Source organism: Pseudoalteromonas undina, assembly GCF_000238275.3.
GTDB classification, from domain to species: Bacteria; Pseudomonadota; Gammaproteobacteria; order Enterobacterales; family Alteromonadaceae; genus Pseudoalteromonas; species Pseudoalteromonas undina.
Genome location: NZ_AHCF03000004.1, coordinates 143290 through 157428, shown reverse-complemented (window position 1 = coordinate 157428; position 14139 = coordinate 143290). Strand labels below are relative to the sequence as shown.

The following is a 14139-nucleotide window of genomic DNA, read 5'->3' as shown; positions in this document are numbered from 1 at the left end:
AATATTTTTAAGCATAAAAAAAGCGCCGTTTAAAACGGCGCCTTTGCTGGTTAATTTAGGGTCTGTTGACCTTTCAAGGTTAAATTTGCAGCAGTCTGTTTGGTATTTAGGCAAGGCAGCGCCTATGTAGTGTGGTTATTCCCCATAAATAGGCGATAACGCAGCATCAATGCCAAACAGGCGCTGCCCGAAGGGTTCTGCCTAGGGGCGATTTACTCTTTGTTGCTCGGTTTTTACTTAGCCCACTAGGTTACAAACCTCGCGCCGCGATTAAACCGCCCCTAGTTTGAACAAATTTTAATCCGCAAAGGCCAACAGACCCTAGTTTAAAATTAAAAGCTAAAGCTTAGTTTTGCATAGTAACTACGGCCATCAAAACCGTATGGTACTGCACGTAACGGGTATTTAAATGCCCCATTTGAGATAGCATTTAGTACTTCATCATCACCTAGCTCATCCGGTGTTTCATCAAATACGTTGTCTGCTCCAACCGATAACGAAAACATCTCATTAATTTCATAGCTTACGTTTAAATCTACGAGTACTGCAGTCTCTACGGTACTCGTCGCTTTAAACGAGCCATCTGTTGCAAGCTCAATATGGTCATTACCAAAGTACTTCACATCAGTTTCGCCAAAGTAATTAAAGCGGATCATTGCGCTGTAGGCATCACGCTCATAATCAAAGGTAAGCGTTGCACGTTCACCCGGTTGTCCGTCGGTTAAAAAGCTACTTTGAATGTCATCAAGTGCTACACTTTTTGGAATGCCGGGAGCTGCATTCACACTATCAATTTTAGTTTCGTTTAAGTTACCCGCAAACGTAGCAGAAAAATTACCGTCATATAAATCAGTGCGGTATGACGCAATAATGTCCACGCCTTGAGTGGTTGAATTCACTGAGTTTGAAAAGTAATTCGCTTGCACTGCACCCGTTGCTTGCAGAGCAGCAACCGCCTCAGGACTAAACGCCACATCATCAGCCGATAACAAGCTGCCTAATGTAATACGGTCTTCAATTTCTACACGGTAAAAATCCACCGTTAACGATAAATCACTGGTCACATCGTAAACAAAACCGGCACTGTAGTTAGTTGATGTTTCAAGCTTTAATGTATCAACGCCTAAAGCAGCAGGAAATGCAGAGCCCGTTGTCGCTGTAAACGACTGACTTAACGTGCCGTCAGACCCTAAGTTAGTGGTAAACGCAGTGTAACCACTTTGCTGTAATGATGGCGCTCTAAAGCCCGTTGATAAGGCACCACGTACTGCAAAGTCATCATTAAATTCATAACGTGTTGCTACTTTACCTATGATGTCGTCACCCGCATTCGAAAAATCTTCATAGCGAAGGGCACCGCTCACATTCCATGCATCGCTTAACATGGTTTCTGCATCTACATATACTGCGTAACTATCACGATCGCTTTTGTTTGAAGCTTCAGGACGAAGGCCGTTATAAGCTTGAAAGCCACATTGTGCAAATTGACTCGGATCGTTCACCGATGGGTATGAGGTATCCGTGTTGGCTGCTCCACATGCGTATGATGCCACCTCACCTGGTACAATTTCATAGTTTTCTTTACGGTATTCAGCGCCAATTGAAACATAAACAGGCTCACTGCGACCAATATCAATAATTCCGTTTATATCTGCATTAAACGTTGTTTGATCAAATCTAAATCCACCCGAATAACCCTCTGTTGGGCCAGCATTCGCGGCTATATCGGCATCGCTTGCACCCGGATTATTAAATAAATACTCCGCCGCGTATGACGCATTTAAAGTATTTCGTGAGGTAAAATCGTATTGGTTTTCACCGTAAACAGCAGAAACATCGTAGGTCCAATCAGGGTTAATTTCACCTTTAAAACCAACAGCTACCGAAATATCTTGTGCTTCATTGTCGATTTTCGGTAAAAAGCCGTCGCTGTATACTTGCGTTACGTTTTTAGACGCTTCATTAAAATTACGGTAAAAGCCGTTGCCTAGTGCCGTGCGCTCAGAGTAACCACCAAATGAGTAAAGCTCCCCCTCACCCATTGGCAACGCCATATTGTAAAATACCGAAGTGAATTCACTCTCTGCATTACCTTGTCCCCAACGTACTTCGTCCGATAAAGTACCTGGTGCAACATTAAGTGACCCACCCGTATCTCGCTCTGCGCGGTTAGTTTTATCTGCATCGCGGTACTCAAGCGATAAATTAATAAAACCGCCTTCATTACCTAATTCAAAACCACGATTTAAACCCGCAGAAATTGTTTCTCCATCTCCTTCTGCCGTTTCGCCATATTGTACGTACCCGGTGGTTAAATCTGTTGAGTTATTAAGTGATAAGTTGATAACCCCTGCAATTGCATCTGAGCCATACTGCGCCGCCGCACCATCACGCAACACCTCAACCCCCTTTAAAGCAATAAGCGGGATCGCATTCATGTCAGTACCCGCAGAGCCGCCGCCCACAGTACTTGTTAAACCAAAAATAGATTGATTATGACGGCGTTTACCGTTGACTAAAACCAAAGTTTGATCTGGTTGTAAGCCGCGTAATGTAGCAGGGCGAAATAAATCAGAACCATCAGAAACCTGTGTTCGTGAGAAGTTAAATGACGGCGCCGTTGCCTGTAAGCTCTGTCCAAGCTCGGTAAAGCCGCCTTTGTTTAAATCATCTGCGTCAATTAAATCAATAGGTGATGACGACTCAGTGGCAGTTCGGTTTGAAACTCGCGATCCTAAAACAGATATTTGTTCGATATTTTTTTCAGCTTTAGCTGACGCTTCTTGTGCATTAACCATACTTGGCGCACTGAAGGCAAAAGCAACCGCTACAGCCAAGGTGTTTAAACGATATGTTGACATAATGATGACCCTGTTTTGTGTATTCTTATAATGTGTGTGGGGTATATTCGTGTATCCCCTTGCCAACATCCTAGCAACATACACAAACAAAAGAAACAAAAAACTTGATAAAATTAGCATAAAAATGCAAATAACTTTAAAAACAGGAAAATAACACCTTTAAGAGCTCAAAATACAACCAAAGTGGCAATTTAATATCACACCACCACAAGTTAATACAATGTTAAATATAAAGTTATATTTATAAGAACTAAAAACAACGTGGTTGTACGTTTTTTAAACCAAGCTGGTGATAAAACGTACTTACAATGATATTTTATGCGGTTTTTATTAGACTAAAGTAGATAATAAAGAGAAGAAGGAGAACTCAGAGGAAATTATAAATAGGTGGTTTTGTAATACTGCCCGTTTTTAAACGTTATTTTATACAGAGTCTATTTAAGAGGTATAACTCTGCCAATCAAATTCACTAATAACATGGCAAAGTAATGGGTCTACGCCTTTTGAGTCACAGTATGCACGTAATTGCATGGGAGTTTGTTCATCAAAAATAATTTGCCAAACAATATACAACATATGATTAAACAGAGTTAACTCATTATCATCAGTACCAGCTAAATCATGGCAACTCATCAGTAAGTTACATATTTTCGTGTCGTACCCCCATAACTTTAAAACGTAGGCCGAAATAAAATTGGCACTCACGTATCCATTGTTGATGGTTTGCGCATGTTCATCTGGCGGTTCACTTTCGCCTTGAGACAGTAAAATAATTTTGCCAACAAAACTCAATAACGCCACTGAAAATAATAGTTCTTGATCATGTAAGTTAAAACCTGCTTGCTTTGCAAAACGCTTAACACAACTAGCGCAATTCGCCGCTATATTTAATTGCTTTTCATGCACATCAACAGGAATAGACGATTCAAAATTTTTGGCAACCAATAAAGAAGTGGTGATAGCCATTAATATAGTGGTTCCGAGCCTCGACACAGCTTCATCAATTGACGAGGTAGGCCTTATAAAGCCAAGATAAGCAGAGTTTGCAAGTTGCAACAATTTAGCGGTTATTATTGGCTCTTGAGAGACAACATGGCTAATATCATGTAAATCAAATTCATCGCTTTGTACTAAGTCTCTGAGTTCTTTTAAAATAAGAGGGTAAACAGGGAAGCTGATCATTGCCCCTAACTGCCTGCGCACATTAAAAGCAAAAGGTAACGACTTTAACGCCGCTACATTGTCAAAAAGCGCGGTTATATCTGCTTCATTAAACGGCTTAGCAAGGTAAGCATGCACAACATTAGGTTGTCGCATCATGGTGCTCAATGTCATATCACCAGTAAGTAATGCTCTGACTGGGTAGGGGTTTTGTGAAGAGCATTGCTCTAAAACATCCAACCCATTCATTTGCGGCATTAAATAATCACTTAATACTAAATCTAAGTCTTGCTTAGTGTTTAGCAGCTGCCAAAATTCATCAATATCAGAGGTTGTCATTATATCAACCTCTGGATAGGCTCGATGAATAGTCCTTTGTAATACTTTTAATAAAAAAGCATCATCGTCTAGTATGACGACCGTAATCGAACTCATTGCGCACCTTGAGAATTAAAATGGTTTAAATAATTACAAAAATCATCCTGCTCTAAAGGCTCACTGTAGTAATAGCCTTGTATGTAGTCACACCCTAACTTTTTAATTAATTCACATTGATAGGCTGTTTCTACCCCCTCAGCAACAACTTTTAAATTTAGATCATGCGACATACGCGTAATATTACGAATCATACTTTGCATCGCTAAAGACGATTCAATATCAGTAATAAGGGTTCTATCTAGTTTAACGCCATCTACAGGGAGCTTAGAAAGATAGCCAAGTGATGAGTAACCTACACCAAAGTCATCAATTAATAGCTTAAACCCCAACGATCTTAGCCTTATTAATTGCTGTTCGCAGGTAGTAAAATCTTCGATTAGATAAGTTTCTGTTAACTCAAAAACTAACTGTGACGGCTTTAAACTATTGCTGCTTAAACACTCGAGCATGTAGTCAATCCAATCCGGATCATCTTTTAATTGCCTAGCAGACAAGTTAATTGCTAATACACCCACCCCTGTTTTGTTGTCTGCCCAGTATTTTAGTGTTTTACAGCTTTGAGAAATAACCCAGCGCCCTATTGAGATAATTTGACCATCGCATTCAGCAATCGGGATAAAATGAGCTGGCGCTACCCAGCCATGTTTACTCGGCTCATACCAGCGAATTAACACCTCAGCAATAAATATTTGGCCTGTTTTAGTATCAACCTTTGGTTGAAAGCGTAATGAAAGCTCATCTTTATTTACCGCTGTTAATAATAAACGGCTTAAGTCAAAGTTCTTTTTATAATCTGCGACCAGCTGAGGGTCAAAGCGAGAACAAATACGCTGCTGCTCACCTACTTGGTAATTCATCGTCAACTGCATTTGATTAACGAGCTCTTTTCCCTCTAAACTATCCTCAGGAAACAAACCATACACACCATAAAGCTGCACATGGGCATCGGTATATTTACTAGGAAGTGCTTTTTTCAGATCATTCATCGCCTTATTTAGAACGGTTAAAATTTCACTATCAGATTTAATTTCAGGAACAAATAATACAAACCTATCGGCGCTCTTATGAAGAACTTTGACCGCTTTTTCTGATACGCCTTTTAGCACCTCCAAAACCAATTTTATAAGGTGGCTGCCATCTTCGCCCCCTAGCAAATCATTAATTAATTGAAACTGCGAGATACCTATATAAACCAAGGCATAACATTCTTTGTTCGCTTCACACAGCGTTAAATGATGATAAAAATCAGACTCGTTGGTTACTACCGACTGTGTTCTGGTAAGTTGAAAAATACTACTCAAGCTGTTTGAGTTAATTGATAGCTTCAAAAGTTGGAAAGAATCATCATTTAAACAACGCTCTATCATAATTTCTTCGCTTTTCGCTAGATCAGAGGCGCGTGCATAGTTAATAAAAAGTGTACTGCTTTGCTTGTCAATAAAAGCCTGGCTTACCGCTTTATTTTGAGCTGTATCTAAATGGGCGAGGTGTTTGTTTTCGTATAAATGAATATCAGGAATGATTTCAGCGGCAGGCGCGTTAAAACGATTAATAATGCCGTTATTGTCTATTTCTATTAGGCCAGACATGCTGCCCATTAATAACTGATCTCTTACTCTTTTAGCTCGGGGCTGTTCATATTTTACTTGCGCCTCGCTAATGTTTTCAAGTAGTTCACTATCGACCCATGGTTTTTCTAAAAAACGAAATACCAATCCCTGATTCAATAACTCAACTACAGACTTAAAATCAGCATATCCACTTAGCACTAAGTTTACGCAATCGGGCCAGCGACTTTTAACCTGCCGCAATAAATCAGCGCCGTTCATTTCTGGCATTCTAAAGTCAGTAATGATTATCTCAACTTGATTAGCCGCTAATATTTCAAGCGCCTCAAAACCAGTGGATGCTGTTATTACATCATAACCAGAACGAACAAGTACTCGTTTTAAAGACTTCAATACATTGAGTTCATCGTCTACTAATAAAATTCGCAAAGCCACTATTTACACCCCAAGAAGAGTTCTATTTTTACCAAATAAAATATTTACATTGTCTATCAATGTATCGTTACTAAATGGCTTACAAATATACCCATCAGCACCGGCATTAACTGCATCGATTAGTTGAGTTTCAGGCATCCCTGAAATCACTAACACCTTAATATCTTTAAACTCTTCGCAAGAGCGGATAAAACGAATGACCTCAATGCCGCTTAGTCCCGGCATAGATAAATCAACAGTTATCAGCTCTGGTTTTCTCTGGTGCATTAACGTACCAGCCTCAAACCCGCCTGCGGCTTCTACTACATCAAAACCGCTTTGTTTTAAAACACGCCTAATTGCAGAACGAACATTAGCCTCATCGTCAATAATTAAGACCTGTGGCTTGTGCGACAAACTTTGTGGAACTGGCATTTTATGTCTGACTAAAAAATCAATAAAGTCAATTACCTGCACCCTATAATTGCCTCGACCAGTCAGCTTATGCCCTTTTAAGTCTCCCGCGTTAATCCAACGGCTTACCGTTCGTTGGTGAACATCGCAGTAACGAGCAATCTCACTTGGCTTTAATGTTTTTAGCATGCTAATAAAATTCAACTTGATTTTAAATTTACATTAACATAAATTTAATAACAAGGCGACAAATGAGACACTTAAGACATAGATGACATTTATTAGCAGCTAATTCAATAACACACCCTATTCAAGAATAGTCTAGAATAAATCCTAAGCTATTATTAATAGTTAAAAACACCCACAATTGTGGCTATCGTTATCACCAAGGGGCATCTATGTTCGCCATTGATACTTTTCACACTCACGGCAGCGATATAGATCAATTTATCCAACCTGTAAATCAGTTTACGAACAACAGCCCTGATTTGCTGCTTGGGTTTGCAACAACAGATACCATTAAGCACCTTTGCAACAACCAGCCAAGCTTGATAGAAAACACTCAAAACGGTTTATTTATCTCATCATGCCTTGGTTCATCAACCGAGCAAACCCTCTCATTAAATGAGCACAGCATTAGTTTATTCTCGATTAAAGACCCAAATGGTCATTATGGTGTTGCAAGTTGTAATGCAACCGATAATCTAAGAGAAAATGCTGCTCAAACCGTACTCGAAGCCATTGCTAATGCAGGCCAAACTGGACTCGCCCCAAAAATGGTCTGGTGTTTTCAAGTTCCAGGTAATGAGGAGTTGGTATTACAAGGAATTCAAGATGCTATCGGGCAGCGTATACCTGTTTTTGGAGGAAGTTGTGCCGACAACGACATTTCAGCAAAGTGGTGCTTTAGCGATACTAAAAATGTATACCAACAAGGCTTTATTATTGCAGTGTTATACCCCTCGGTAGAAACATTCGGCTTTTATAGTTCAGGCTATGATAAAACCGACCAGCTGGGTACAGTTACAAACGTTGATGGTCGCATATTAAATACTATCGATAACCAGCCCGCCTTTGATGTTTATAATCAGTGGCGAAAAAATATAGGGTTTGAACAGTTAAAAGCGGGAAATATACTTGCCCAATCAACGATGACCCCACTGGCAAGAGCCCTTTCCTCTGATGATGATATTCCTAGGCTGCTGCTAAGCCACCCAGCGGTAGCTGAAAATGGCACGCTAGAATTATTTTCAAATTTAAGCGTTGGCGATACTGTTTATCTTGCTTCGGGAAGCCCTGAACAATTAATAAAACGAGGCGATATGGTCGTTTCTTCACTGACCAAACTGGCAGACTTACATGCAATAAAAAATATAAAGGGCGCTATTATTATTTTTTGTGGCGGCTGCATGTTATCTATTCAAAGTGCAATGCAAGAAGTAAAACACTCTATTGCAGCACAATTACCCAACACACCGTTTATTATGGGCTTTACCTTTGGAGAACTTGGCACATTTAGCGACTCAACTAGTAAGCACGGTAACTTAATGATCTCATGCGAAATATTTGGTGATTCTGTATGACTACCAACGAAATACTATTAGAAAAACTGCATTTATTACAGGTTCATAATTTAGCACTTGAAGAAAACCGTGCCTTTAACAGCCTGATTTTAGACGGCCTAGATGCAATCTTAAAAAACGACAGCACAGAAACCTTACTCACTGAGTTTTTTAATATTTTGCAACAAGCGATCTCTTTTTCTGCGGCTATTTTAATTAAAATAAATCCCAGTGATGAATTATCTACATTAGTTACAGCATCGCACCCTCATAGCGATGCAATAATTACCCAGCTTACAGCTCTCGATAAACCGAATAGAAACATTAAAAATGTGTTTAACTTACACCAACTTCCTAATTGGCAAGTAACCGATCCTTTTTGGAATTCGCAGCATGCAATGCTCACCACTCCAGTAAGTACCAGCACAGAGAGCTACCAGCTCTATATTTTTTCTGAAACAATTGGCGCGTTTAATCAGCACGATATTACTTTAATGCAACGCTTTGTCAGTTTTGCAGGGAATACGATTTCACAATTTGAAAAACGAAACTTACTTGTGAAACAAAAAGAAATGGAGGAAAAACAAAGCAACATTGAACAAGTGCTAATCAACTCTGAAAAAATGGCTTCGTTAGGGCAAATGGCGGCAGGCGTTGCACACGAAATAAATAACCCTTTAAGCTACATTGTCAGTAATATCCAAAATTTGGCTTACAACCTTGAGCAATTTAGTCATTTAATTAACACACTCAAAGCAGAAAAAGCCATAACGCAGCAAACATTAGTAGATACACTACAGCATTACCAATTTGATGAATTACAAACAGACTCAAGCGATATCATTGCTGAAATGACTGAAGGGGCTGATCGAGTTAAAGAGATTGTTCAAGGGTTAAGGCAATTTGCTCATCCGGATCAAACCCAAATTGGCGATATTGATATAACCGAGCTCATTGATAACACATTACGTGTTGCCTGGAACGAAATTAAATATAACGCCAACGTTGAAAAAAACTACAACACAGAACCCGTTATCATCACAGGGCGTTCAACCCAGCTCTCTCAGGTATTTTTAAATTTATTTTTTAACGCCGCTCAAGCCATTTTCGACAAGGTTGGAGTGATCAGTATTACCACTAAAGCCGATAAAAAAAATGCCTATATAACTATTGCCGATAATGGCAGTGGAATTGATGAGGACAAATTAAATAAAATTTTTGACCCTTTCTATACTACAAAACCAATAGGCCAAGGCACAGGGTTAGGGCTGGCTATAAGCAAAGCAATTATAGAGCAGCATAGTGGTCAAATTCGAGTTGAAAGCCAGTTAAACCAAGGTACTGTTTTTTATATTACCTTACCTAAAAAACCCAAATTAACTGACGATGTACTCACTATTTTAAATGCTAACAAACCGATTGAATAAGCTCTATTTACAGCACTGATTTTGTGTAAGTAAGCTGTAATAATCATCGTTAACTTTAAGAGTAATATAGTTAAAATATTTGCAAACCAAGGTACTGCGCTATGGTATTTAATCCTATCCGCTGTGATTTACGTACTGCTAAAGTACAGTATCTTGATACGGCTTAAATAAATCAGTTGTTTACAAGCAAAGCTTAGACTAACTTTAGCCATTTAATACACTTTCTTATTGGTAAAAAAATGACGGACATTGACCCATTAGAGCAATTAAATCAACAACCACCGAGTATTTTATGCTTAGATGATGAAGCCAATGTGCTTAAATCTTTAGTTCGTTTATTACGCCAATATAAATTTGATGTGAGTGTTTCAACCAGTGGCCAAGATGCACTTGAAAAAATGCATGCAAAGGAATTTGACGTCGTTATTAGTGATATGCGTATGCCACATATGAGTGGGGCGGAGTTTTTAGCTAAAGCGAGAAAAATCGCTCCCGATAGCCAGCGTATTTTATTAACTGGTTTTTCTGATCTAGAGTCAACAATAAGTGCGGTTAACGAAGGAGGCATTCATGCCTATGTGCAAAAACCTTGGCAAAATGATCACTTAATTAGCGTTATCCAATCGGGTGTAGAAAAGTTTAGACTAAAAAAACAAAATGAAATTTTACAACTTCAAGTAAATCAACAAAATCAACAGCTAAAAGAACTTAATACTAATTTAGAACAACTCGTCGACAAGCGAACAAAACAAATTAGAAGCGTGCTGAAAAAACTTGAAGTCGCTAATGAAAGTGAAAAACGAGAGCATCAATCTACTGTTGAACTGCTTTATAATTTTATTAATGCAAATCCGTATCTCGATGGTAAAAGAGCCGAGAACATTGCCGGCACATGCACGCAAATAGCGCGTTACCTTAATGTATCGCAAAGAAGTATCACGCTTGCGCCTATTGCAGGGTATTTAGCTCAAATTGGTTTACTTGCGATGGACCCTGAGCTTTACAACAAACCTATTAACGAACTCAATGAAGTACAGCGCAAAACGTTTTACACCCACCCGAGTATTTCACAATTAATGCTCATGCCTGCAACGCATTTAAGCGATGTTTCTGATGCAATTTATCATCAATTCGAACGCTACAACGGCCAAGGAATACCCAAAGGGCTTGCTAAAAACGATATTCCCATTGGGGCTATGGTGCTCAGCGTTGCTCGCGATTACTGGGAGCATTATGAGCAAAGCGATCCATTATTAACTACAAAAATGCGTCATGAGGTGGCACTTAATAATATTAAGCTTGGTAGTGGCAGCTTATATCATCCAAAAATAGTAAAATCGCTTGAGGCAAGTCATGTACAGCTTATGGCCTCAGACACGTCTATTGGCTCGATTAAAGTAATTTGCGCTCAAGAACTTGAAGAGAGTATGACACTGGCAAACTCACTGCACAGCCATACAGGTATTATGCTTTTACCTAAAGGGCACGTTTTCAATTCAAAATCGATTGTGAAACTACAGCAACTCGAAGCCAAAAAGCCGACTCCGTTTAGAATTATGGTTAAAACGGCTAAATGATTGATCTAAAATGCTCTTTTATTCGTTATACTAAGCCATAATAGTTACTTTCAAATATATTGCTTGAAGGAGCACACAGTGTCGCGATTTTCTGCCGTTACCGATAATCCCCACGACGGGCGTTTTAACCAAAAAACAGGTATTTTATTAACCAACTTAGGTAGCCCCGATGCCCCCACAGCAAGCGCGTTACGTGTTTACTTACGTGAGTTTTTGTCAGATCCGCGTATTGTAGAAATACCACGTATAGTGTGGATGATCATTCTTCACGGCATCATTTTGCGTATTCGCCCAAAACGCTCAGCTAAATTATATAAAAGTATATGGACCGAAAATGGCTCGCCGCTTACTCACATTACACGCCAGCAAAGCCTTAAATTAAATGCCTTATTAAAACACCATGGCTATACCAACACCGAAGTGGTTATGGCGATGCGCTATGGTAATCCATCAATCGAAGCGGGCCTTGAAGAGCTTAGAGACAAAGGTTTAACCCGTATTATTGTGCTGCCACTTTACCCGCAGTATTCAAGCCCAACCACAGGCTCCACATTTGATGCGGTTGCCAATGTATTAAAAAAATGGCGCTGGGTGCCAGAGCTGCACTTTGTAAATGGGTATCACAAAAATCCAACCTACCTAGAGTCACTCGCTAACAGCATTAGCGAAGATTTAGAAAAACACGGAATGCCACAAAAAATGGTGTTTTCATACCACGGTATGCCTAAACAGTTTTTAGATAATGGCGACCCATATCACTGCCTATGCCAACAAACCACGCGTTTAGTGGTTGAAAAACTAGGGCTAGACAAAGATAAAGTGATCACTACTTTTCAAAGTCGCTTTGGTAAAGCTGAATGGTTAAAACCATACACTGATGCAACTCTTGAGAGCTTACCTAGCGAAGGAATTAAAGATATCGCAATTATCAGCCCTGCATTTAGCGCCGACTGCCTTGAAACACTTGAAGAATTAGAAGGTGAAAACCGCGAAATTTTTGAAGAAGCTGGCGGCGAAAAATACCGATACATTGCAGCCCTAAATGACCGTGACGATCACATCGACGCCATGTTTGATGTGTTAAAGCCAATGCTATAAAAAAGAGAGCAGCGGTTAGGCTTTAGCTCTCAGCGTTCAGCTGGAGATTAGCCAAGTGCGGTGAAAGCTTGTAGGCGCGAGTATATCTCGCGCTTTCTCTTGTATCACTTTCTGATAGCTGACAACTTATAACTCAAAGCTGCGCTTAGCGCTTACGTGTCACTATTAATGTGATTGCTCCGGCAATTATTCCCCAACAAGCAGAGCCCACCGACCATAAAGTTAAATCTGAGGCCGTGACTAAAAAAGTAATAATGGCTGCTTCAGTATATTCAGCACTATGCAAAGACTGCTGCAAACTATTGGCAATAGTGCCAAACAAAGCAATACCCGCCAGCGCCAATACTAAGGCCTGTGGCAGGCTTGCCACAATTGCCACTAACATAGCCGCACATAACGCCATAATTATGTAAAACACGCCACCAGCAATACTTGCCCAATAACGCTTATCAGGGTCTTTATCGGCCTCTTCGCTCATACAAATAGCCGCTGTTATGGCTGCTAGATTAATAGAATAGGTACCAAAGGGAGCCGTCACACAATTTATTAACCCGGTCACAGTTAATGACGATGATATAGGCGCTTTATAATTATGCGCTTTCAAAATAGCGAAACCGGGTAAGTTTTGTGAGGTCATAGTTACTATATATAAAGGAATACTTATACTTACAAATGCCTGCAAACTAAAGCTTGGCGCAATATAAGTAAAACTACTGGCTTGCCAATGCACGGTACTGGTATCGATATTGCCCATATACCACGCTAAAAATATACCCGCTAGCAACACACTTAGCATCGCAAAACGGGCAAAAAAGCGCTTACCAATAAAGTACACCACCACCATTAAACCAATAACTAATGGCATATCGTTCATAAAGTTAAACACATCAATGCCAAATGTGACTAATACCCCCGCTAACATGGCACAAGCCAGTTCACTGGGAATGCGGTTCATGATTTTTTCAAACCACCCCGTTATTCCCGACACCAGCACCAATAAGGCTGAGAGCATAAATGCACCTATCGCTTCAGGTAGGCTATAGCCTTGAGCACTTGAAATTAGTAATGCAGCTCCAGTGGTAGACCATGCAATTAAAATAGGCACTTTATAATAAAACGACAACACAATAGAGGTACTGCCCATTACCAAGCCCAGCATTAATATCCAGCTTGCCACTAGTTCAGGTGTGCCACCTAAAGTGATCACCACTTGGTAAATCAATGCTATTGAACTTGAAAAACCAATAATAACGGCAACAAGTCCCGCCATAGTGCGACTAAGTAACTGATCAGTCCCTGCCATAATTCCCTCATTAAGAAACCCTAATGTTACAACATACTTTGCCTATTTATACTTTGCAATTTTGAATAATGAATAATGAAAAATGATCACGTTGCTAAAAAATTTTATTGGTCAGTTTTGTCTTTCAAAATCATTGCAATTTAAAAAACACATACGTACCTAAAAATATGCCACAGGGTGCGTCATTACTACAAAAAACCACACTTATTAAATCAAAAACAAATACCTAAAAAAGGTAAAGTAAATACTTACAATAAGTTACAAAAACACCCATTAACACTTTATGGTTACAATTTAAATTTGATCTCATCCTATT

The 14139-nt window shown here is 39.5% G+C and carries 9 protein-coding genes; 4 read left to right on the top strand and 5 right to left on the bottom strand.

From position 1 onward, the window contains the following. Positions 1-332 precede the first annotated feature (332 nt). From PUND_RS15750 to PUND_RS15735, 4 genes are all read right to left on the bottom strand, one after another. Positions 333-2861, bottom strand: coding sequence for a TonB-dependent receptor plug domain-containing protein (locus tag PUND_RS15750; RefSeq protein ID WP_010389508.1), 2529 nt, complete (start codon positions 2859-2861; stop codon positions 333-335). Positions 2862-3299: 438 nt separating this feature from the next. Further along, positions 3300-4457 carry an HDOD domain-containing protein gene (locus PUND_RS15745; RefSeq protein WP_010389510.1) on the bottom strand — a complete coding sequence of 386 codons (1158 nt, stop codon included), beginning with the start codon at positions 4455-4457 and terminating at the stop codon, positions 3300-3302. Next, on the bottom strand, positions 4454-6463 hold the full coding sequence (locus PUND_RS15740) for an EAL domain-containing response regulator (protein ID WP_010389511.1): 2010 nt from the start codon (positions 6461-6463) through the stop codon (positions 4454-4456). The genes PUND_RS15745 and PUND_RS15740 overlap by 4 nt, the downstream gene beginning before the upstream one ends. Before the next feature lie 3 nt (positions 6464-6466). Next, positions 6467-7045 carry a response regulator gene (locus tag PUND_RS15735; protein ID WP_010389512.1) on the bottom strand — a complete coding sequence of 193 codons (579 nt, stop codon included), beginning with the start codon at positions 7043-7045 and terminating at the stop codon, positions 6467-6469. 209 nt (positions 7046-7254) lie between these two features. Between PUND_RS15735 and PUND_RS15730 the strand changes: the two genes are divergently transcribed. The 4 genes from PUND_RS15730 to hemH all read left to right on the top strand — a co-directional run bounded on the left by PUND_RS15730 (position 7255) and on the right by hemH (position 12520). Next, the gene (locus tag PUND_RS15730; RefSeq protein ID WP_010389513.1) at positions 7255-8439 is read left to right on the top strand and encodes an FIST signal transduction protein; all 1185 of its coding nucleotides are present in this window, start codon (positions 7255-7257) and stop codon (positions 8437-8439) included. After that, entirely contained in the window at positions 8436-9845 is a 1410-nt protein-coding gene (locus PUND_RS15725) for a sensor histidine kinase (RefSeq protein ID WP_010389514.1), read from the top strand. The genes PUND_RS15730 and PUND_RS15725 overlap by 4 nt, the downstream gene beginning before the upstream one ends. A 239-nt stretch (positions 9846-10084) precedes the next feature. Continuing rightward, on the top strand, positions 10085-11422 hold the full coding sequence (gene nosR, locus PUND_RS15720) for a response regulator c-di-GMP phosphodiesterase, NosR family (RefSeq protein ID WP_010389515.1): 1338 nt from the start codon (positions 10085-10087) through the stop codon (positions 11420-11422). A gap of 78 nt (positions 11423-11500) precedes the next feature. After that, a complete protein-coding gene (gene hemH, locus PUND_RS15715; RefSeq protein ID WP_010389517.1) occupies positions 11501-12520 on the top strand; it encodes a ferrochelatase in 1020 nt (339 codons plus the stop codon). A 145-nt stretch (positions 12521-12665) separates the two neighbouring features. On the opposite strand, the gene PUND_RS15710 is transcribed toward hemH, so the two are convergent. Further along, the gene (locus PUND_RS15710) at positions 12666-13823 is read right to left on the bottom strand and encodes a benzoate/H(+) symporter BenE family transporter (RefSeq protein WP_010389519.1); all 1158 of its coding nucleotides are present in this window, start codon (positions 13821-13823) and stop codon (positions 12666-12668) included. Positions 13824-14139: the final 316 nt, after the last annotated feature.

Bases quoted from the DNA above. Each gene is read 5' to 3' on its own strand.
- PUND_RS15735 (WP_010389512.1), bottom strand. From the start codon at position 7,045: ATGCTAAAAACATTAAAGCCAAGTGAGATTGCTCGTTACTGCGATGTT.
- PUND_RS15745 (WP_010389510.1), bottom strand. From the start codon at position 4,457: ATGAGTTCGATTACGGTCGTCATACTAGACGATGATGCTTTTTTATTA.
- PUND_RS15725 (WP_010389514.1), top strand. From the start codon at position 8,436: ATGACTACCAACGAAATACTATTAGAAAAACTGCATTTATTACAGGTT.
- PUND_RS15730 (WP_010389513.1), top strand. From the start codon at position 7,255: ATGTTCGCCATTGATACTTTTCACACTCACGGCAGCGATATAGATCAA.
- PUND_RS15750 (WP_010389508.1), bottom strand. From the start codon at position 2,861: ATGTCAACATATCGTTTAAACACCTTGGCTGTAGCGGTTGCTTTTGCC.
- nosR (WP_010389515.1), top strand. From the start codon at position 10,085: ATGACGGACATTGACCCATTAGAGCAATTAAATCAACAACCACCGAGT.
- PUND_RS15710 (WP_010389519.1), bottom strand. From the start codon at position 13,823: ATGGCAGGGACTGATCAGTTACTTAGTCGCACTATGGCGGGACTTGTT.